At 57.1% G+C, this 22711-nt stretch carries 15 protein-coding genes; 5 read left to right on the top strand and 10 right to left on the bottom strand.

The window, feature by feature from the left end:
- Nucleotides 1-19: 19 nt before the first annotated feature.
- The 3 genes from A4E19_07325 (at nucleotide 20) to A4E19_07315 (ending at nucleotide 4734) form a co-directional block, all read left to right on the top strand.
- Complete coding sequence (locus tag A4E19_07325; GenBank protein OQW33141.1) at nucleotides 20-3244, top strand: hypothetical protein; 3225 nt, start codon at nucleotides 20-22, stop codon at nucleotides 3242-3244.
- The gene (locus tag A4E19_07320; protein OQW33140.1) at nucleotides 3237-3920 is read left to right on the top strand and encodes a hypothetical protein; all 684 of its coding nucleotides are present in this window, start codon (nucleotides 3237-3239) and stop codon (nucleotides 3918-3920) included. Before A4E19_07325 ends, A4E19_07320 begins: the two co-directional genes overlap by 8 nt.
- A gap of 313 nt (nucleotides 3921-4233) precedes the next feature.
- Nucleotides 4234-4734, top strand: coding sequence for a hypothetical protein (locus A4E19_07315; GenBank protein OQW33207.1), 501 nt, complete (start codon nucleotides 4234-4236; stop codon nucleotides 4732-4734).
- A 124-nt stretch (nucleotides 4735-4858) separates the two neighbouring features.
- Here A4E19_07315 and A4E19_07310 read toward each other — a convergent pair whose 3' ends face one another.
- The 9 genes from A4E19_07310 to A4E19_07270 form a co-directional block, all read right to left on the bottom strand.
- Complete coding sequence (locus A4E19_07310; GenBank protein OQW33139.1) at nucleotides 4859-6427, bottom strand: hypothetical protein; 1569 nt, start codon at nucleotides 6425-6427, stop codon at nucleotides 4859-4861.
- Nucleotides 6424-9666 carry a hypothetical protein gene (locus A4E19_07305; protein OQW33138.1) on the bottom strand — a complete coding sequence of 1081 codons (3243 nt, stop codon included), beginning with the start codon at nucleotides 9664-9666 and terminating at the stop codon, nucleotides 6424-6426. Before A4E19_07305 ends, A4E19_07310 begins: the two co-directional genes overlap by 4 nt.
- A 7-nt stretch (nucleotides 9667-9673) precedes the next feature.
- Entirely contained in the window at nucleotides 9674-10816 is a 1143-nt protein-coding gene (locus tag A4E19_07300; GenBank protein OQW33137.1) for a hypothetical protein, read from the bottom strand.
- 26 nt (nucleotides 10817-10842) lie between these two features.
- The gene (locus A4E19_07295) at nucleotides 10843-12201 is read right to left on the bottom strand and encodes a hypothetical protein (GenBank protein OQW33136.1); all 1359 of its coding nucleotides are present in this window, start codon (nucleotides 12199-12201) and stop codon (nucleotides 10843-10845) included.
- Between the two features lie 315 nt (nucleotides 12202-12516).
- Complete coding sequence (locus A4E19_07290) at nucleotides 12517-12738, bottom strand: hypothetical protein (GenBank protein OQW33135.1); 222 nt, start codon at nucleotides 12736-12738, stop codon at nucleotides 12517-12519.
- A gap of 36 nt (nucleotides 12739-12774) precedes the next feature.
- Nucleotides 12775-13530 (bottom strand): hypothetical protein, encoded by a 756-nt coding sequence (locus A4E19_07285; GenBank protein ID OQW33134.1) that lies wholly within the window; start codon nucleotides 13528-13530, stop codon nucleotides 12775-12777.
- 121 nt (nucleotides 13531-13651) lie between these two features.
- Nucleotides 13652-14290 (bottom strand): hypothetical protein, encoded by a 639-nt coding sequence (locus A4E19_07280; protein ID OQW33133.1) that lies wholly within the window; start codon nucleotides 14288-14290, stop codon nucleotides 13652-13654.
- A gap of 445 nt (nucleotides 14291-14735) precedes the next feature.
- A complete protein-coding gene (locus tag A4E19_07275; protein ID OQW33206.1) occupies nucleotides 14736-17144 on the bottom strand; it encodes an ATP-binding protein in 2409 nt (802 codons plus the stop codon).
- A gap of 266 nt (nucleotides 17145-17410) precedes the next feature.
- Nucleotides 17411-17737 carry a hypothetical protein gene (locus A4E19_07270; GenBank protein ID OQW33132.1) on the bottom strand — a complete coding sequence of 109 codons (327 nt, stop codon included), beginning with the start codon at nucleotides 17735-17737 and terminating at the stop codon, nucleotides 17411-17413.
- A gap of 275 nt (nucleotides 17738-18012) precedes the next feature.
- On the opposite strand from A4E19_07270, the gene A4E19_07265 reads away from it, so the two are divergent.
- Nucleotides 18013-18243 (top strand): hypothetical protein, encoded by a 231-nt coding sequence (locus A4E19_07265; protein ID OQW33131.1) that lies wholly within the window; start codon nucleotides 18013-18015, stop codon nucleotides 18241-18243.
- A gap of 902 nt (nucleotides 18244-19145) precedes the next feature.
- Here the strand turns inward: A4E19_07265 and uvrA are convergent.
- Nucleotides 19146-21653, bottom strand: a complete 2508-nt coding sequence (gene uvrA / locus A4E19_07260) for an ABC-ATPase UvrA (GenBank protein ID OQW33130.1) — start codon at nucleotides 21651-21653, stop codon at nucleotides 19146-19148.
- Nucleotides 21654-21970: 317 nt separating this feature from the next.
- On the opposite strand from uvrA, the gene A4E19_07255 reads away from it, so the two are divergent.
- Nucleotides 21971-22645 carry a hypothetical protein gene (locus A4E19_07255; protein OQW33205.1) on the top strand — a complete coding sequence of 225 codons (675 nt, stop codon included), beginning with the start codon at nucleotides 21971-21973 and terminating at the stop codon, nucleotides 22643-22645.
- Nucleotides 22646-22711: the final 66 nt, after the last annotated feature.

Below are 22711 nucleotides of genomic sequence, written 5' to 3'. Positions count from 1 at the left end.
GACACCCGAGCTTTTCGCCATGAGCGCACCGCCGGATACCGACAGCTCACTCTCCGCCGAACTTGTCCGTCTACGCCGCCAAGTGTCAGAATTGCAGCAGGCGTTGACTCATGCACAATACAGCCCTGCTCCAGCGAACCACCTATCGGCGCTGGGGGCCGCTCAAATAGGGGCGTGGGAATGGGAAGGCCGCACGGATCGCGTCATCTGGTCGTCGGAAACCGAGCAAATCTTTGGCCTCCTTCCCGGTTCATTTGACGGCACCTATGCGGAGTTCTTCACACGTGTCCATCCGGAGGACCGTCAGAGACTCAGTGCCGCTATCGCGAAGGCTGTGGAAGACCGGACGCCGTACCGGATCGAACACCGAATCATCAGACAGGATGGAGCCGTCCGATGGGTCGCGTGCCGGGGCCGCGCCACATTCAGGGACGACGAACCGGTAACGGGCATGGTGGGCACCATCGAGGATATCACGGGTCGCAAACAGTCCGAGCTGGCCCAGCAAGACATGCAAGGAATCCTCGAAGCGCAAGTCCGTGAACGAACAGCCGGTCTGGAACAGGTGGTCATTGAACTCAAGCGGGAAGTCGAGAGGAGACAACAAGCCGAATCCGCTCTCAAAGCAAGCGAGCAGCGCTACCAGTCGTTATATGAACAGAATCCCTTCATGTATTTCACCCTGTCGGCGGACGGCACCGTATTGTCCGTCAACCGCTTCGGGGCCGATCAACTCGGTTATCGGAAAGAGGACCTTCTTCACCGATCAATCCTGAACGTATTCGATCCGAACGATCGCGCGACGGTGCTGGAACAGCTCACGGCCTGTGCGGCCGATCCATACAAGCTGTTCGAGTGGAAAATCCAAAAAATCCGGAAGGACGGATCCAGGCTGTGGGTCAAAGAACGAGCCCGGGCGATTCATGATGAAACGGGGCGGATACTCGTGCTCGTCTTCTGTGAAGATGTCACGGCGCGGAACGTCACCGAGTCCTTGCTGCGCGAAAGCGAGCATGCCATTCGATCCTTTCAGGAGGCGACCGCCGCGCCGGGCTTGACCTTCGAACAGCGGATGCAGACCATTCTGGAGCTGGGGTGCCGCAGGTTCAAATTGCCCATCGGCATGCTCACTCGCGTGGCGGGCGATCAACTTGAAGTGTGCCAGGTCTGGCCGTCCGTGTCCGGCCTCACCGCCGGCACGCTCCTTCCCCTGTCACAAAGTTACTGCCGAACCACGCTGCAAGCCTCCGGACCGACGAGTGTCGAACATGCCGGCGCATCGGAATGGAGCCGTCATCCGGGCTATGCCGCCCTGGGATTCGAGTGTTATCTCGGCACCAAATTGGCGGGCCGACACAAGCATCACGGAACCATTTGTTTCGTGGGACCGGATCCTTACCCGGAGCAGTTCAGCGACGCGGACAAGGCCTTCCTGCAGTTGATGGCCCGCTGGATCGCCGGCGAATTGGACCGGCAGGATTCGGAACAGGCCCTGCGCGCGTCCGAATTGAAGTTCAGGACGCTTGTGGAAACGACCCGCGACTGGGTCTGGGAGGTCAACGAGCAAGCGGTGTATACCTACGCCAGCCCCCGTATTCGTGAAATCCTGGGCTATGAACCGGAGGAAGTGATCGGGAAAACATTGTTCGACTTGATGCCTCCGGACGAAGCCGCCCGGGTCGCCGACCTGTTCGGTCCTATTGCAGCGGCTTGTCGACCCTTTACTTTGCTTGAACACACGAATCGCCACAAGAACGGACGCCTCATTGTGCTCGAAACCAGCGGCACGCCCATCTTCGACGGCGCGGGCAATTTCCTCGGCTATCACGGCATCGACCGGGACATCACGGACCGTAAACGGACCGAAGAAGCGTTGCGGAAGAGCGAAGAACGATTCGAGATCGCTTTTCGATCAAGTCCCTATCCGGTCATCATGACCGAACTGGAGAGCGGGCGCTGTCTCGAAGTCAATGAGGCATCGTTGAAACTATTCGGTTACACCCGGACGGAGGTCATTGACCGGACCACCCTCGCGCTGGGACTGTGGCCCTCTCCGGACGATCGAGCGCGCTTCTTCCGGCAGCTTGAAGCGGAGGGCGCCATCAAGAACCGCGAGACCCGGCTTTGCACCAAGGATAAGAAGATCCTTACATTGCTCGTCTCAAGCGAAGTGATCGAACTGAACGGCGTGGCCTGTTTGATCACGGTCGGCAACGACATCACCGAACACACGCGTGCCGAGGAGGCATTACGGGCGAGTGAGCTCAGACTTCAGCGCTTCCTGGCCGAAGCCCCGGTGGGGCTCTGCATCCTCGATGACAATTGGCGCGCGATCAGCGCCAACAAGGCTCTGTGCGAGCTGACAGGGTATGAAGAACATGAAATCGTCGGAAGCACGTACGCGCTCTACACCCATCCGGACGATCTTGCGGCCAATATCGCGTTGACCGACGAGTTTTTCCGAGGGGTTCGATCGGACTACACCTACGAAAAGCGATATATCCGCAAGTCCGGGGAAATTATTTGGGTCTGCGTCAAGGCCATCCGCGTCGAGTTATCGGGCCATGCCGGGCCGCTCCTTCTTGCCGCGGTCCAAGACATTACCGAGCGCAAACTGGCGATGGAAGAACGGGAACACTTGAGCCGGGACCTCCACGACAATATTTTACAAGCCCTCTACGCGGTCGGCATGCAGTTGGAAGCCGGCAAATTGTCGATGGGGAAGTCGCTCCGGCGTTCGAAAATCCATATCACCCACGCCGTTGACCAACTCAATAATCTGATGCTCGATGTTCGGCGGTTCATCGCCTTACTGACGCAGCGTGCTACGGCGGAGCTGGACTTCGGACAGGCCTTGCGGCAGCTCATCGCATCGATGTCCGGGGCCGGCCAATCCGCTCCTGAACTGGAGATCGTCAACCCGGTCTTGTCCTTCATCACCCCCAAGGTGGGAGAACAATTGCTCAACATCGCGCGAGAAGCCCTCAGCAACAGCGCGCGCCATGCGCGCGCTTCCCAGCGGTGGGTCCAACTCCGTTTGGCCGATAACGCGATCCGGTTGACCATCGGTGACGATGGGGTCGGATTTTCCACCAAGCGCAAGCGGCGAGCCGGCCATGGGTTGGGCAACATGGCCGCCCGCGCCCAGCAAATCTCCGCCACCTTTACGTTGGAGACCGCACCGGGGAAGGGAACCAGTGTGCTGGTCGACGTTCCGCTGAAGAAGGGAAACGTATATGAATAAGGCCAATCCGATTCGACTGGTCCTGGTGGACGATCATGAAGTCGTGCGTATCGGACTCTGTGCCGTCCTCAATTTGACGCCCGGCATGAAAGTCGTGGCGCAAGGTTCGCGCATGGAAGAAGCGAAGAAACTCTGCGCTCGACTTAAACCGGACCTCGTATTGCTCGACATCCGATTGCCGGACGGCAGCGGGGTCGAGGCCGCGCGCGAGATTCTGACGAAATGCCCCGGCACCCGCGTGTTGTTCTTGACGAGCTTCGCCGACGACCATACCGTGCTCGAGGCTATTCTTTCCGGCGCTCAGGGTTACATTTTGAAGGACATCGCTTCCAGCGCCCTGATCCGCGCCATTCGGACCGTCGCCTCGGGTCAGGCTCTCATCGACCCTCGCTTGACGAAACCCACTCTGGAATGGCTGAGGAACGTGTATAGCGAGCCGGGGCAATCCAAGCGCCCTCTTCTTTCCCCGCAAGAGCAACGCCTTCTGCCGTTGGTGGCCAAGGGCCTCACGAATAAAGAGATCGCCCAGGATCTGCGGTTAAGCGAAAAGACCGTCAAGAACTACCTCGCGAATATCTATTCCAAACTCAATGTCGGGCGACGATCCCAGATAGCCGCCTTTTATGCCGGAAGTTTCAAGGGCTCAGGGGGGCGTTTGCCCATCGAGACCCACTGAGCCGGTCTCACCTGATCCTTCGGAGCGCTTCTTCCTCTCACGCTTGTCGATGCTTGCCGGTGGCCGCCGGGAAAGATCGCGCTCCGTCGCAATCCTATTCCTTCCGTCCGAATACCGATCCCCTCCACACCGCTCGCGCCCACCACGAAGCAGTGAATTGACAGCGCCGAACGCACTGACTAGGATACGCGCCGCCGACTCGCTACTCTTGTCGTCGTTGAACTGTGAGGAGGTCTTGATGCCCGATACCCATTCGCCCGAATTCCGTGAGACCCATCGACCGCCGAAGCTCTCTCACTCGGCCGGCCATCAGGTGGAGGCTGTCTTTGAAGCGGTTGTCTTCGCCAGTCGATGGATTCAAGCGCCGCTCTATGCCGGGCTCATCGTGGCGGAGCTGCTCTACGCGTACAAATTTCTCGTCGAGCTCTGGGAAATGGTGGTTCATATCCATAAAATGGAAGAAACTGTGTTCATGCTGGGAGTCCTGGGGCTGATCGATGTCACGATGGTCGCCAATCTACTGACCATGGTGGTCATCGGGGGATACGCCACGTTCGTCAGCAAACTGGATTTGGAACACCACCCGGACCGTCCGGACTGGTTGACCCATGTCGATCCCGGCACGATCAAAATCAAATTGGCCGCCTCTCTGATCGGCATCTCCAGCATCCACCTCTTGAAGGGCTTCGTGGACGTTGCAAACGAAAACCCGGAGCACTTGAAATGGAAAATCTTCATCCACATGACCTTCTTGGCCTCCGCCATTTTGCTGGCATGGACGGACAAGATCATGCAGAAAGATAAAAAACATTGAGCCATTGAGGGAACGGTTTCCTCATCGGCCGGTCCGACGTTGATTTTGGACACGATCCATCACGACCGCGATGGATGAAATTCTCGGGAAGAGATGGCGGTCTTGCCCATGGCGCAAGACAACATTAACGAGCAGATGATCCTGAAACCACGACCTCCACGGCAGCCTTGATCGCTTCGACGGTCAGCGGTTTGTCAAGATATCCGTCGATGGAGAAGGGCAGGTTCGTCGGCGGCTGACCGACGATCGCCTGATGCCGTAGCCCTAGTACACGCAGCGCGGGGAAACGCTCCTTGAGCGTTTGCACGTGGAGCAAATCCCTTTTGGGGGTAAGCAGGTTGACTTCTGCGATCAGCAGGACCGGCGAAAGGTTCAAGACCATATTGTCCAATTCTTTCGCCATGGCCATGGTACGAACCTTATAGCCCAGTTTCTCCAGTGTTCGGGCAATGACGGCCTGACTCACTGCTTCTTGCACATACACCAGCGCGCAGTCCGGCTCCACCGGTTCCTGCACATCATCCGCACGCGCCAGCGATAGATCGAACCAAAAGCGACTGCCTTTACCGGGTTCGCTTTCGAAGTCGATCGTTCCGCCCATCAGCTCAACCAATTGTTTGGCAAGCGCCAATCCTAGCCCGGTTCCTCCATACCGGCGTCGATTGGATCCGTCCGCTTGCACAAAGGGCTGGAACAATCGGCGGGCATCGGATTTATCGATCCCGATCCCCGTATCCGTCACGGAAAACCGGATCCGGCCGGCGGTGGGCACTGAGCCGGGTATCATCCCGATCGGGTGAGGTGCGGGCTCGATCACGAGACGGATCTGTCCCTGGTCCGTGAATTTCACGGCGTTGCCGAGCAAGATGGACAGAAGGCGGCCAAGACGAACCGCATCGCCCCAGAGCTCAGCCGGCACGATCGCGGCGATGTCGTGGTGGAGCGCGACACCTTTTTCTCGTGCCCGCTCTCGGTACAGGGCCATCGGTTCCTCGATAACCCGGCTCACGAGAAACTTCTCCCTGTTGAGCGTGACACGTCCGGCATCGAGTTTGGAAAAATCCAAGATGTCGTTCACGATTTCAAGCAAGGCCTTGGCCGAAACCTTGATCGTCTCCGCGCAGTCCCGTTGCTCCGGCGTGAGATCCGTATCGAGCAGCAATTCGTCCATCCCGATGATCCCGTTCATCGGCGTGCGAATTTCGTGGCTGATGGTCGCGAGAAACTCGGATTTCAATCGGGCGCCTTCAAGCGCGGCGTCATGTGCCTGCACCAACTTGTCCTGGCTGTCTCGTAGGTCTCGCATGGCCTGTCCGGCACGCAGCATGTAGCGGACCCGATGCCTCAGTAACAGGCCATTGATCGGCTTCACGATGAAGTCGGTGGCCCCGACGTCATAGGCTTGCGTGATCGACTGATAGTCCTCAAGCCCCGTCATGATCAGCACGGGAGTGTGGATGCCTTCCGGCAATTTCCGCAGCTCAGTACAAACCGCAAACCCGTCCATCTCCGGCATCAGGATGTCCAGCAACACAAGATCCGGTGGGCGCTTGATGAATGCCTCGAGTCCTAGCCGGCCGTTTTCAGCTTCCTCGACCGACCAGCCGGACTGTTCAAGCGCCTCGCGGGCCAGCAGGCGTGCGACGGTATCGTCATCGATGATGAGAACCGTGGGGCGCCGTTCGTCGGTCATGCCGCCGTCCTCCCCTTGCCGATTTCCGCTTGGAAGGCGGCACAGGCGTCGGCGTAGTGCCGCTCCAACTTTTTCAACGTCTCTTCCGCCCGCGCCAATTCCTGGCCGGCACCCATCATTTCCAATTCACGACAGTCGGACGCCACCGAGGTCGCGCCCAACTGTGCGCTGCTCGACTTCAAACAATGCGCGGCAGCCCGTAGCGAGGCTCCATCCTTCGACGACACGGCGCTCCGTATCCGATCGACGAGCTCAGGGGACGTCTCCATGTACTGATTCAAGACCCGCGCAACGATATCCGGTTGACCCGGTCGCTGCAGAGCACGGATGGCGGCTAAAGCAGCTTGATCGATGATCGCCGACTCGTTGGTTTGGTCCTTCTGTGTTTCCGTTTCTTGAGAACTTTCCTGCAGTCGGTGATCGTTCTGCCGCGGTGGCGCAGGCGGCTTGTCGACGGCCCCATCTGTCCAGCCGGGTATCTGTCGAGAGGTCCAACGTGCGAGGACTTGTTCAAGCTGAGAACGTGTGAATGGTTTTGTCAGATAATCATCCATCCCTGTGGCAAGGCACAATTCTCGATCTCCCTGCATCGCATGTGCCGTCAGCGCGACGATCGGTACATGCGGGACGGGCCGGTCCCCGTCGGAGTAGGATGGTCGCCCCTTTCTGGCCTCACGCTCCCGGATCAACCGGACCGCGGTGAATCCATCCATCTCGGGCATTTGGCAGTCCATGAAGATGAGCGCATAGTCCGCACGCTCCACCGCGACAAGCGCTTCTCGCCCGTTCTCAGCCGTGTCGATCCGGCAGTTGAACGTGTCCAGCATGCCGCAGGCGACTTCTCGATTCACCGGATTGTCTTCAACCAGCAGAATGCGAACCGGCTCCGGCCCTCTCGCAGGGTTGACAAGCGTTTCGGCGCTCATGCCGCTTTTCTCGATAAAGGACGGCAGCGACCTCTGGACCGGATCGCACCGCTTGAAATATGCGTCAAATCCGAAGGTGGATCCCTTCCCAGGAGTGCTTTGAAGCTCGATATGCCCGCCCATGAGAGTGACGAGTTGCTTGACGATGGCCAGTCCCAAGCCGGTCCCGCCATATTTCCGGGTCGTCGAACCATCGGCTTGGGAAAAAGCATCGAAGATATGAGCCTGAACCTCGGGGGAGATGCCGATACCCGTGTCTCGTACCGTGACCGACAGTCCGTACAGCTCCCCGCTCTGACTCTCCAAGGACACCGTCACTTCGATGACGCCCTGCTCCGTGAACTTGACCGCGTTGCCGACCAGATTGACGATGATTTGTCTCAGCCGCGTCGGATCACCGAGCAGGTAGGTAGGAACAGCGCTGGCAATATGCCACGAGAGCTGCAGTCGCTTCTTCTTCGCTTCAGGCATCGCCAGATCAACCGCTTCATGAATAGTCCGGCGAACCTCAAACGGGATCGCCTCCAACTGCAACTTCCCGGCCTCGATTTTAGAGAAATCCAAAATGTCGTTGATGATGGCAAGCAGAACCGAACCGGACCGATGAATCGATTCGGTCAAACGCCGTTCCTGATCACCGAGCGAACATCTCAAGAGAAGCTCCGCCATGCCCAACACGCCGTTCATCGGAGTGCGGATCTCGTGGCTCATGTTCGCCAAGAACTGGCTCTTGGCTCGACTTGCCGCTTCCGCGGTTTCTTTGGCCTGCCGAATCGCCTCCTCGGCCAGCTTCCGATCCGTCACATCGATATTGATTCCGACCATGCGCGTCGACAATTCGGCTTCGTTCTTCAGCAACGTCCCGCGAGCCAGAAGCCATCGGTACGATCCATCCTTATGGCGAAGACGATGCTCGAGTTCAAACCGGGACGGTTTCACGATCAAGAAGTCTTCGATGGCTCTCAACGCACGGTCATGATCCTCGGGATGCAGGCGGCTTTCCCATTCTTGAAACGTATTGCCGAGCTCCTGATCGTCATACCCCAATTGCCGCTTCCATTCGGGGGAAAAATACACCTCGTTCGAATTCACATCCCAGTCCCAGGTTCCGATGTTGGTGCTCTGTACCGTCGTCATCAGACGTCCTTCACTGGTTCGTAACGCTTGCTCCACCTTCCGGCGGTCCGCCGCCTCAAGAGCCAAGGCCACCGTATTGGCAACGGATGCCGCAAAATGTTGTTCTTCCAGCATCCACCGTCGCGTGGGCCCGACGTGCTCATGACAAATCACCCCGATCATTTTCCCCTCCGAGCGGATGGGAACGTCGAGCATGGAGGCAATCCCAAGAGGCGCCAGATACCCTTCTGTAAATTCGGCGGTCCTCGGATCGGCTTGAGCGTCATCGGCGGCGACAATCCGCTCGAGATCAAGCTCTTGGAAGTATTTCGGATAGTCGGTGGCCGTCAGCGCCATGCCTTGAGAATGTGCCTGGGCGGCGAGCTGATACAAATCGACGCACCGGATGGCGGAACGATCCGCAGTAAAAAACCAGATACTGACCCGCTCGGTGTGGAGGCACTCCGCGGCCACGCGCGTCACCGTTTGAAATGCCTCTTGGAGGTTTCCGCCGTAGACCTGCGGGTTTTTCGCCAGTTCAGACAGCCCCGCTTGGATTCGCCGAAGCACGCCCTCCGTCCGCTGTCGTTCCCGCTCAATCTGTTTTTGTTGGGTGATGTCCCTGAACACGAGTACGGCCCCGATGACCGCCCCATTCGAGAGCATCGGGGTGACGACCAGGGATATGGCCAGCAGCTGACCATCCGGCGTGACTAGTAATCCGTCGTCAGTCCGGTAGGTTTCACCGGAGGCAAGCGGAGGGAGCGTGGCATCGGAAATCAGACAGTCGTCCCGGTATTCCTCCGGCCCGGGAGAAATCATCCGATAGGCGGGACGGTCGACGAGCGCCGGAGCCGCTTCACCCAGGAGCTGTTCCGCCTGATGGTTGACCATCTGAATGTTCCACTTCGCGTCGACCACGCAGAGGCCGTCTCCCAGCGCATGCAACACCGCCTGGAGCTTGTTGCGCTCGTGCGCCAGTTGAGTCTCGCTGGTCTGCTTGAGTTTCGCGTACAGATCCTGCATCTCTTCCGAGGAGAGCGCGAGCGACCGCTCCAAGAGCGCGTGGCTCTGATCCGCCTCCACATAGCTTTGGCTGATCCGTTCCAGGATCTCACCCCACGCCTCCACGGTGGGTGGACAGTGCCGGGGGTCGAGGCTCAGCCGCTTAAGCTGTCTTGCCAGCAAAGGATGCATATGAATTTCACGCCGCCTCGCTGAGCGTGGTCAAGGTCATCGTCTGGTTGTGAAGATCGCAGGTTCCGGCGGTGTAGGGTGAGATTTCCCCATAGGAATAGAACCCGATCTGCTGCGTCCCTTTGGGCAGCACGTCAAGAGTGGCCTCGGTTTCTTCCTCCGTCCTGCCTCCCAACACCAGTCGACGTCCCACGCAACTGATGGCGATGGCAAGCGGAGCGGAGTCACCATCGACCGCGAACTTCGTGGAGGTTGCCGCTTCCGAGGCCCCTTGAACGAGCCGGTCGAAGTTCGCCTTCATCAGCTGCGCATAGGCTCCTTCCGGAATATCGCCCGCGAACGTGAGGGACTGTTCCCGTTCATTCACGCCGAGAATCGTTCTGACCAAACTCTTGGCATCCGTTTGATTGGAACGCAGTGCGAGCGGGAACAGCAGTCCGGTCGCCGGTAATCCGGAAGCCCGATCTCCCAAATATTCCTTGTACAGTTGAAGCGCGGGACGCCCATCGAGTTCGAAGAGAACATTGCCTGTGGATCTCGTGACGCGCCGCTCGGGGCCGAACCGATCCCATCCCCCTTTCGATCCATGACCGACCCGAATACGATCTCCATAGAACCCGACGGCGGTCACAAAACCGGATTGCGGCCGTCTGTCCTGCAGGACCCAAGTGCGGCGGAATCGGTCACCGTCGCCGGCCAGCCCCCCGGTCACCACGACGGAAGAGGACACATCTGAATTCAATCCCCGCACGAGTTCGCTTCCGTTCACATGAAGCCCGTCCGAGAGCACGAAGATGCCTTTCAACCGGGGATCATTCAGCTGTCGGGCGATGTGCTGCCCGGCGGAGAACGAATCTTCCGCCGACCGAGCGGGAGCGCTGGCCATCCGTAGATCCGTCCCGTCGAATCGCACAATCGCAGCGCTCACACTCTCGTCGAAAATCTGCGTTCCCAAAATCTCACCGGCGGTCGAACAGCCGATCACGATCGATTCGCGGTAGTCGTCGATCAGCTCGCTGAGCGGATCGGGAGATTCCAGGAAACCGGACGATCCGAACAGCAAAACGAGCGTTCGGGGAGAGTCTATTTTCGGCCGACTGTGGGCCGACCAATGTTTCTTGGAATCGTAACCGATCGTATGAACTTCCATTTTTTTGCTCTCCTTTCGATTGAGGGCTAGGCAGCGGCCCGATCTCCCAGACTGTCGCCCGGATTCGAGGAGGCGGCCGTCAAATGAACCGTAAACCAAAACCGCGAACCGTTTCCAAGTCCACCGTCCACCCCGATCGCTCCTTGCATCATTTCCACCAGGCGTTTGGAAATGGCCAAACCCAGCCCGGTTCCGCCGTATTTTCGTGTGGAGGATGCATCGGCCTGGGAAAACTCTTTGAAGAGCACCGCCTGAGCGGCTTCCGATATTCCAATGCCGGTGTCTTGCACCTCGATCTTGAACCCACCCGGTACACCGGGGATGCCTTGCACGGTCACCGTGACACTTCCCGATTCGGTGAACTTGACGGCATTTCCGAGCAAATTCGTCAGGACCTGACGTAACCGGTGCGCATCCCCCACGACCTTGGTTTGGAGGCCCTCTTCCAACGTGCAGAATAGGTTCAGTCCCTTGGCGCGGGCTCCCACCGCGAAGAACTCCACGGTCTCGCCGATCACCGCGGAAAGATCGAACGGGACGCATTCCAGCGCGATTTTACCCGCTTCAATCTTCGAAAAATCCAAGACATCGTTGATGACATGCAGTAACTGGGTGCCAGATCCGTGAATCTGTTCGACATAGTGCCGCTGCTTGTCGGTGAGACTGGTCAATAGAAGTAATTCCGACATGCCTAGTACGCCGTTCATCGGTGTTCGAATCTCATGACTCATGTTGGCGAGAAATTGGGATTTGGCCCGACTGGCGGCCTCAGCTCTCTCCTTTTCTCGGCACAAGTCCACCTGCACGGTTTCATTCACCCGCCAGTACACGAGAAGGGCCGCGCATTCCGCCAAAATGAATGTTCCATGAATGATCGCCCATGCCCAAGGATGATGTTGGGTGCCCGAGTGGTTGTAAACCATGGTCGGAGCCAACGTGCCGATGACCCCGTGATCGACCACGACCGAAATGAGCGCCAATAAGAAAGGCAGCCAATCTTGGTACAGGACGATCACGGCCATCATCACGAAGAAATGAAAGTGTGCCTCGATAAAACCATTGGAGAGATGCACCAGCAACGCCGACGCGAATATCAACCCCGCCGTCGCCAAGGCCGCTCGAAGCCGATTGGCCAAGCGACCGCTCATGGCCAGAATGGCCGACCCCACCAGGATCGACCCTCCGATCAAACCAAGGGACACATGGTGACTCGTCAAGACGCCAAACAGGGGCACCCCTGCCGCATGCGCCCATAGAAGCCGAACAATTCCGCGATGGCGCCGGAGCCATTCTTCTTCCTCCAGGGAATTCCCTCTCGGAAGGGCATGCCAGATCTTTAGGACATGGTTCCGAGCCAATTGCCCCTGAGATAGAGAGGTCGTCATTCCTGGTTTGCAGCGTGCCGTGAGAATTCAAACAAACGAATTCCGTACTTTTTCGGCCCTTTGGTCATAAAACTTGATGGGGGAAGACCGAATCGGAGGAAGGTATCTTACAATCACGATACCAGGCATCTGCGGCTGAAATTCCTTGACGGACGGGCAATACCTAGCCCCTTACCGGCTGGCGAGAGAGCCGCGCGGAAGAACAGCGGCTGTGTCCTAGTCAACAAAGCAGGGCGTCGACCCGTGGAAGAAACTCTCCGGCACTGATGGGCTTGGCCAAGGCATCGTGGGCGCCGAGCACAATCGCGGTTTGCGTCAGGTCATATCCTGATGATGTGCCCGGAGATCGCCAATATTTTGATGGATTGAACAGTGGACACAGTGGACCATGTTGGGCATGAAAAGATCCAACACGATGAGAGCGGGCTTGACACGTTCCAGATAGGCAAGCGCTTCCTTGCCGTCCCCGACTCCCCGGACCTGGTATCCCCGGTCTTCCAGAACGCGGTGCAACCAGGTCCGAACTGCGGTCGTCATCCACGACAAGAATCGTCGGCATAAGATACTTCGATCTTACGCAGGCATGCGTCCATCCACCGGTGCAAGATGTTGATACGTTTTCATATAATAGAAGGCCGCCGCTTGGGTACGGCGCCTAATCTCCAGCTTGGTAAACATGTTGGCGATATAATTCTTTACCGTCTTTTCGGACAGGGTTAACTTGCCCGCAATCTCCTTGTTTGTATTTCCCTCGGCGATGAGTGAAATGATCCGCTGTTCCTGCGGCGACAGCATGCGCAGTCCAGGACGGACTCCGGTCCGATCGTTCAGCGATTGTGACAACCGACACTCTGAACCGAAGTGTGATGCTCCGCGAGCCACGGTGTGAATTGCCTGGATGAGTTCAACCCGGGAGACACTCTTGGGTAGGACCCCCTGTGCACCGGCCTTGACGGCACGAAAGAATGCGGCATCCTGATCCCCATGGTCCCAAATCGTCATGATGATGCGAACGGAAGGGATGATGGTAAAAAGGGTTCTACAGATATCGGCTTTGCCACCGGACAACGTCGATTCCAACAAGATCACGTCGGGCTTGGTTCGTTTCGACTCAATCAGCACCTGGCGCACATTGGCGACCAGACCGACTACTTGGAAATTTCGCTCACCCTCCAACAGCGCGCACACACCGGCTCTGAACACTTCGTGGCTGTCTGCGATAACGACACGCGTCGGATGCGAGAGAGGAGAAGCGATGCTCAAGAAACCAGAGCAAATCGATGTCTTGCCCCGTTGCGCTCGTCTATGGCCCTGCCTTTTTCGTCCCATACGAGGATGAGCCGCCGCGCCGACTCGATTATTCTTGCGGCTTGCTAATAATTGTCGACATTAGGTATCAAAACAAACACAAATATGGTATCGGTGTTTCCCCTACAGAGAGTCTCAGTGGTCATTGATTCTCTCGTACCAGCCGATGATCGAGGGCGTAGCGGATCAGATCGGCGGTCGTCTCAAGGTGCAGCTTGTCAAGCAATCTGGTTCGATACGTGCTCACGGTTTTACTGCTCAGCTTCAGTCGCTTCGCGACCTGTGAGACGGTGCGGCCTCTCGCAAACAGGGAAAGGACTTCCAGCTCGCGCGCTGAGAGGGATTCGTGCGGCCATATCTTATCGTGAGGCATTGAATGGCGGTCGAGCATTTCACGCATCGGTTCCATCACCACTTGCCCCCCAGACAGAATGGTTCGTATGGCATCGTGCAGTTCTCCTGGGGTCGCCCCTTTGGTGAGATAACCGGATGCCCCATGGACCATGGCCAGACGCACATACTGAGGATGGTCGTGCATGGTCAGCATCAAACACTTGAGGGAAGGGCGCAGTTGTTTGATTCGTTTCAATACCGTCAGACCGCTGGAATCCGGAAGACTGATATCCAGAATCGCCAGATCGACGCGTTCCGTTCGTACGACCCGAATCGCTTCCTCTCCGGTAGAAGCCTCACGCACCACCGTCGAAGGGAAATGACTTTCCATGACTTCTCGAAGTGCTCGGCGAAAGAGAGGATGATCGTCGATGATCAGGACAAGCATGACACAGCCTCCGCTGAACCGTTTGTTGCACTTGAACGTCAGCGGCTGGAAAGATATACCAGACAAGGACTAATGGGGATGTCGGTACTCGTCCTACAAAGAACAGGAGCAGGGATGAGCGGGGTAGTGAGATGAGCTGCAACCCAACATGCAGTGGAGTTCGCAATTGGGCAGGAATGCGAAAGACAGATAAGATCCACGAGCATTTTCAAGTTTGATGTCAGTTTCTCAAATAGACACGCATACCCCTCTTCCTCGCTCCTATTAGCCTCGTTGATATACTTTAGTTGAGCGCGATCACTTTAACCACTAAGGATGCCCCTAGACTGGCGGAAATTCTCGGGATGCCACTACCCTAAAGAGTAGAGCGCTCCGGCTTTATCTTACTCTGTAGCAGACGACTGCAGAGGACGGCAGCCGTCACTTCCTTCCTAAGCGGGTGAAGTTACGTCCAGCCAGGTGTGAGCCTGCCTTCAGCATCCCGCCAGTGCGGCGTCCAGGCGAGGGCCACGAGTTTCACGGCGATGTTGGACTTGGTGGGCTTGATGGAAATCGTTTCAAGCTTTTCGTTCAAGGGATCGGTCGCGGCGGCCAGCGCGTCGCTTTCCGATTTAAATTGCGCTTCGAGTTCGGCCAATTGCTGTTGAAGCGCGGCGACGTTCTCTTCTGCCGCTCCCACATCTTTCGACTCTTTCATGACCCGGCCGGCACTGCGGACCGCGGTCGTGGCCCGGCCGATGTTCGAGGCACTGATCGTCTTCCGTCCAAGAAAAGCCCCAAGAATGGAGGCGCCGACGGAAATCGCCGCCTGCACTTGGCTGGAACGCGCTTCGGCCTGTTGCTTCTCCTTCGCCAGCTCCGCCCGCCTGATTCGGTCTTGAAGCGTCGCCATCTTCGAGGCATATCTTTGGCGCAGCGATTCCGTTACCTTATCGCGCTGCTCACGTCCGGTTTGCTGCAATCGCACCCGGAAATCCCGCTCGGACTCGCCTGGGTGAGACACCTCTTTGGTGCTGGGGCTCTTGAACAACTCGACTTTTTGAGTGCGAAAGAGCCAGCCGGCGAAATCCTTGTTCCAATCGGCATAACTCTTCGCTTTGCCCGCACCGGCGGGAAGGGCAAGAAACTGGGCATCAGCTTCTGGCTCTCTTTCAAGATCCGCCACAGTCAACTCTGCTGCGATCGCCTTATCCCAATCGATGGCCACAGGCCCGTCGGCCATGGGTACCAGGACCGTCATGCCTTGCGTGGTATCGATCCCGCTCTTTGAGTCGGAAAAACGGACCTGCGATGAGCCGAGCAGCATCGGCGCATAGACCAATTCACTTCCCTCCGGCTTGGTTCCACGGAGCGGCACGAAATGCTGCGGGACATCGGGAGGCAGCATGGGACGAGATGTCAGTGCTGAGGACTGAGTGCTGAGTGCTGAGTGTCGAGCCCCGGACGTTTCACGTTTCACGTTTGACGTTTCACGCCTTACCGGCTCCATGAGCGTCTTGATCTGCGTCCTGGTCAGAGGTCCCCGGAGGTAGGACAGACACCAGCGAGTCTCAAACACGACCGGTTCGTCCTCATGCACGTTATTCATGAGGAAGATCCGATTGCCGAGCCCGGCCAGCGTTTGCTCCATCCGACCGCGATCGAACTTCTTCCCGGCGCTGCTGGAAGCCCCTTCCAATCCTTCCAGCACCCGCGCCTTGTCCCGCTCCGTCTGCAATCGTCCGATGAACCAGGTGCCGGTGTTGGCCAAGCCCTTGTAATCGAGATCGACCGGATTTTGTGTCGCCAACACGACCCCGAGGCCGAATGCGCGCGCCTGTTTGAGTAGCGTCATCAACGGCAGCTTGGATGGCGGATTCGAGACAGGTGGAAAGTAGCCGAAGATCTCATCCATATAGAGCAAGGCGCGCAGGCTGGTAGTGCCGGATTGCGCCCGCATCCATCCGACCATTTGACTCAGCAATAACGTGACGAAGAACATGCGCTCCGCATCGTTCAGATGCGCGATAGAAAAGATCGCCAGCCTCGGTTTCCCGGCAGGGGTATACATGATCGACTGAATATCCAGCGCCTCGCCTTCCAGCCAGGTCTGGAACCCCGGCGCGGCCAGGAGATTATTGAGCTTCATCGCGAGGGCGAAGCGCTCTTTCGACGGAAAGAAGGAATCGACATCCATCACGCCGATCTTGGCGACAGGCGGCGATTGAATCGCCTGAATCAACGAGGCCAAATCCAGATCTTCTTCTTTCTTCCAAGTCTGATCGAGAATCGTGGACAGGAGAATGTGCTCGCGGCTCTGGATCGGATCGGCTTCGATACCGAGCAAGCCGAGCAAGCTCGTCACCGTCGTGCTGATGCGTTCGCGCAGCAACTCCGCATCCTCACGCACATCGGCGGCCGGCGCCGCGAACGATTTGAGGATGGAGACCGGCAATCCGGCATTGCTGCCCGGCGTGTAGATCACCACATCGGCGGAATCGCGGAGCCGTTGGATGCGCGCGCCGTCCTGTTGCCAACCGGCCAGGCCTTTTGTCCACAGCTCAGCCTGTGCCTTGGCGTAGTCGGCCGGCGACAAACCCTTGTTGCGCGCATCGTCTTCGTTGATCCAAGGCTGGAAGTCTTCGCCCTTCAGGCTTGGGAACGTTAGCATTAAATTGCCAAGGTCGCCTTTGGGATCGATGATGATCGCGGGAATATTATCGATGGCCGCTTCTTCGAGGAGGGCCAGGCACAGACCCGTCTTGCCACTGCCCGTCATGCCGACGCAGACGGCGTGCGTCACCAGATCTTTTGAATCGTAGAGAAGCCATCCCGGCTTGGCCTGTTTGGCCGCCAGATCGTACGGCCGTCCCATGTAAAAGACGCCGAGCCTTTCGAAATCCTCTGCCGTGGATGACGTCGGCGCGGATGATGGCGCAGAGTTCTTCACGGCACCGTCGGCCTTCGCACTCGAGTCGGTCTTCTTCGCTTTCGGCATACCGATATCCCCCTTCGCTCGCCAATCGGGAAAAATTCGCGGTATTGTAGTGATCTAACAGAAGAGCTGCAAGCGGAAGAGGAACGTCAGCTCAATGGAAAGGGTGCCATGAAAGACAGGAAGTCGCCGTAACCTGACGGTCATCACTCTTTGAAGATGACAAAGACCGCCACCACTATCAGGGCGAATCCCACCACATAGTTCCACTTCATCGCTTCCTTCAGATACACGACCGAGAAAATCGAAAACACGACCAGCGTAATAACTTCCTGGATCGTCTTCAGTTGCGCCGCGCTGAACTGCCCATGACCGATCCGATTGGCCGGTACTTGGAAGCAATATTCGATAAAGGCAATCCCCCAACTCGCCAGAATCACTGTGAACAAGGGGGAGTCCTTGAACTTCAGATGGCCGTACCAAGCGAGCGTCATGAACACGTTCGAAATCGTCAGCAACGCAACAGTCTGCATGGACACCGTCCTCCTTCTTGGAAAATTGTTGGGGTATTGTCGCTTGAATTCAAACGGCAGGAAAGGAAATGAGCAAATAAAAGAAGGGCTATCAACTCACCCTAACGAGCATAGGATTTTGGAGAGGGACAACGAAAACATATGGGATAGACAACCTATCAGGATATCCTCAAAGTTGGTACTTCTTGGCTCGTGACATCTTTGCTTCTACTTCCGCCTTACTTGATCAGCCCATACCACACTTGTAAACCACTACATGCTTAGACCGAAGGTCTATGAGCATCAAAGTAGGCGAGCAACTGGGTATAGCGGAACGCGAGCTTGCTGTTCTGAAGCCTTTGGTGTTCCTGTACCTGTTGAACAATAAACATACGGGCCTTTTGATACAAGTCACCATGATGCACATTAGTTACTGCGTGTCGAAAACTATTTCCGAGATAGTGAATTATCCTATAGCCGTCATCATCTTGGTAGGCTCAAGCACTGTAGCGCATAAGCCCGATTGACTGTGCTGACTACGCCATCTTCGGGATTGCTACTATGGGCTTCTAAGAACTCTACAACTTCGTGGCCAATTACGATCCTCGGATATTGAGCCACTTCGCTTTCGAGTTCGTACGCCCTAACAATTGCAGGCCCGTATAATTCACCTGGTCGGACTTCTGATCCCCAAGCAAGGCCAATAGCACCCCGGACAGGACGGTTTCGAACCAAGCCTAGCAGACAGAAATATCCTGATGTGCAAAAGAGCTCAAATACTCCTTTTGCTGGATACTTGCTCTCTTGATTTCCTAAGCATACAAATTTGACGAAGCCGTCTGACCAATACTGGGTCCTTACAGATTCAGATTGGATCTCGTCCCATGTAGTTTTCTCCTCATCACTCAAATATTGACGAAATGGCGAATTGGGATCCGGAGACAAGGCCCTCTTTAACTCCTCTACATCCCGTTGAAGCTGGAGGATGCCTCCAATGTTCTTCGATATGACTTTCTGAAAAGCCTTGTCTTCTGCTTCCGAACTAATTTTCGGTAACAGGCCTTGACCTTGAGCAGCATTTCGCTGACCCAATAGATCAATAAAACACACACAGTAATTAAACGCTGTGTATTTTGGCTCATCATTCGACATGGTTGTGGGGATGGCTGCCACCCAGGCCTCAGCTTATGTACACATCAGCGGCTGACCACTTTCTCGCCCCCCGCCGTCATCCCCTTCGCCTAGCTGGGTTGGAAGGGATGGAGCTTTCGGCGTCGCCATAGCGGGTGCGGCAAGATGTAGCTGAAAAAGGTGTCGCGGGCGACGGCATGCGATTCTTATCGCGCCTTACAGTCGCCCGCGGCCAAGAGTAGCGATTCAGTTGTCGTCAGAACTCATCGCATTATGGCGACGCACGAAAGATTCGCCCTTACAGCCCTGCTTCCCTCAACACCTGCCCCGTATACGACCGCTTCGACTTGGCGATTTCTTTGGGCGGTCCCTCTGCCACGATCTCGCCGCCGCGATCGCCGCCCTCCGGACCCAGGTCGATGATCCAGTCGGCATTCTTGATGACATCCAAGTTGTGTTCGATCACCAGCACTGTGTTGCCGGCTTCTACGAGTCGATCCAGCACATCGAGCAACCGCTGCACATCGGCGAAATGCAGGCCGGTCGTCGGTTCATCGAGGATGTACATGGTCCGCCCGGTCGCGCGTTTGGAAAGCTCCCGCGACAGCTTTACCCGCTGGGCTTCGCCGCCGGAGAGCGTCGTCGCCGACTGGCCGAGCTTCACATAATGCAGGCCGACATCGTGCAGGGTCTGAAGTTTTGCCTTGATTAGTGGGATATGTTCGAAAAACTCCAATGCGTCGTCCACCGTCATATTCAGCACATCGGCGATGCTCTTCCCTTTGTGGAGGATTTCGAGCGTTTCGCGGTTGTAGCGTTGCCCCTTGCATACCTCGCAGGTCACATAGACATCGGGCAGGAAATGCATTTCGATCTTGATGAGCCCATCACCTTGGCAGGCTTCGCAGCGGCCGCCTTTCACGTTGAAGCTGTACCGCCCCGGCTTATAGCCGCGGACGCGAGACTCCGGCAGGTTGGAGTAAAGATCGCGGATGTAGCCGAACAGGCCCGTGTAGGTGGCTGGGTTCGAGCGGGGAGTTCGGCCGATCGGCGATTGATCGATATCGATGACCTTATCGAGCGCATCGACGCCTTTTAATTCTTTACAGCCATCGATCTTGGGCTTCTTGTGGTACAGCATCTGCGAGAGGGAATGGAACAAGACTTCCAGGACCAGTGTGCTCTTGCCCGATCCGGACACCCCCGTAACACAGGTCAACAGTCCAAGAGAAATGCGTGCCGTAACATTCTTGAGATTATGCTTCTGCGCCCCGACCACGGACAGCATGCCCTTGGCTTTCCGCTCCCGCCGCGGCACCGACACCGCCTGCGCCCCACGCAAATACTGGCCGGTCAATGAGCTTGGATCACCCATGATCTGCTGAGGCGTCCCTTGCGCCACGACATGCCCACCGTGTGAACCGGCGCCCGGGCCCATATCGAGAATATGATCAGCTGCGATCATGGTCTCCGTATCGTGCTCGACCACGACGACGGTATTCCCAAGGTCCCGTAATCTCAGCAATGTCTGTAACAATCGGCGATTGTCGCGCTGGTGCAATCCGATGGATGGCTCATCAAGGATGTACAACACGCCGACCAGGCCGGACCCGATTTGCGTCGCTAACCGAATCCGTTGCCCTTCGCCGCCGGACAAGGTCGCTGCCGCCCGATCGAGGGTCAGATAGTCCAGGCCCACATTGACGAGGAAGCCCAACCGCTCACGAATTTCCTTCAGGATTCGATGCGCGATCACCAGCTCCCGATCGGAAAACTTCAGCGACACGAAGAAGTCAGCGGCGGCACGGACCGAGAGGCTGGTGACTTCGGCAATCGACTTCTTAGCCAGTTTAATAGACAGACTTTCAGGCCTCAGCCTTGCGCCATGGCAGACGGAGCAGGGTTCCAGCAGGGTGAGGTCCTCTTCTTCCGGGCAACCGGGTGTCACGGCATAACCGATACCGTCACAAGCCGGACAGGCGCCATGTGGGCTATTGAAGGAAAAGACCCGGGGTGTGACTTCCGGGTAACTGACCCCGCATTTGATGCAAGCCAGCCGGTCGCTGTAGAGCCTGCTTTGGCCGTCTTCGGTCAGCACTCCGACCAGTCCGCCGGCCAACCTCACCGCTATTTCGACGGAATCGGCCAGCCGGCGCATGAGGGCATCGCCGGGTTTCATCACCAATCGATCGACGATGATCTCGATCGTGTGCTTTTTCTGCTTATCGAGTGTGATGTCCTCGCCCAGATCGACAAGCTTGCCATCGACGCGGGCGCGGACATAGCCGGCCTTTCGCATCTCCAGCAGTTCCTTGCGATATTCTCCCTTCCGCCCGCGGACGATCGGCGCCAGAATCTGAAACTTCTCGCCTTCCGGCAGAGCGGCGATCGCATCGACCATCTGCTGGACAGTCTGTGCGGTAATCTCATCTCCGCATTGAAAACAATAGGGCCGTCCGACACGGGCAAAGAGCAGTCGAAGATAATCGTAGATTTCCGTGACCGTGCCGACTGTGGACCGTGGATTGTGGCTGGTACTCTTTTGCTCGATGGAAATCGCGGGAGACAGGCCTTCGATCGAATCCACGTCCGGCTTGCCCATCTGTTCGAGGAACTGTCGCGCATAGGCCGACAGCGATTCGACGTACCGGCGCTGACCTTCCGCATAAATCGTATCGAAGGCCAGCGACGACTTGCCCGACCCGCTCAAGCCGGTGATCACGACCAGCTTGTCGCGTGGAATCTCCACGTCGATATTCTTGAGATTGTGTTCCCGCGCGCCTTTGATGACGATCGAGTTGCCCATAGGGGCAGGATTATACCATTTTGCTCCGCCCTGCGATCACACGAGCCGGCGGCGACATTCATGCGAAGCTGAGATTAGGAATACTTCGAACATCATGGACGGAGACATACCGGAGCTTTCGCTTCCTCGTACTGTGCATTGAGACGATATCCATCTCACGTAAACTCTGGCACCTCACCTTGACAAAGCTTGAAACGGGGTGCTACCACCGTCAAATGGTGGGAACCGATCATCCTCCATTGACCCAAGATTCCAAGGCTCCGGCCAAGGTCGTCTCGACATGGTCCGGCCGGGCCCGTGAAGACGCCGTGCAGCGGATGTTCACCTCCATTGCAGGCGTCTACGACCTGAACAACACGCTGCTGAGTTTCGGCCTCCATTACCATTGGAAGAAAATTACCGCGTCCTTCATTACTCCCGTCGGACGCGGAACAGCGCTGGATGTGGGTTCCGGGACAGCCGATCTTGCCCTCCTTCTGGAATCGCGCATGGGCCCCAAGGGACGCGTTATCGCATCCGACCTGAACCATGCAATGCTGGCCGAGGGCCTCAAAAAGATCGGCGGCAAGGGACTCAGCGACAAAATCACCTGCCTGCAGGCCAGCGCGGAACAGTTGGGATTCGGGGACAACACCTTCGATGCCGTCACCACCGGTTTCTGCATGCGGAACGTCGGGGATCTCCCACAAGCCGTGCGAGAGATCCGCCGTGTCATGAAGCCCGGCGGCCGCTTCGTGTGCCTGGAGTTTTCGCGGCCGGTCTTCGGATGGTTGCGCAGGCTCTACGATTGGTATTCGTTCAAACTGCTGCCCTGGATCGGCACGATCGTCGCCCGCGACCGCACCGGCGTCTACGAATACCTCCCCGCGTCGATACGGACATTTCCCGATCAAGAACGGCTCTGCCAGATCCTACGTGATGCCGGATTTCGTCAGGTATCGTACAAGAACCTTAGCGGTGGCATTGTCGCCGTTCATGTCGCCACGAAATAGGAAAGGTTAAGGTTTAGGTCTAGGCTGAGAGCCGAACTAATGAAGCGTGCTTAACTTCAGCCTCAC

Origin of the sequence: Nitrospira sp. SG-bin1 (genome assembly GCA_002083365.1) — a bacterium.
GTDB lineage: Bacteria > Nitrospirota > Nitrospiria > Nitrospirales > Nitrospiraceae > Nitrospira_D.
This window is presented reverse-complemented; position numbering and strand designations above follow the sequence as displayed.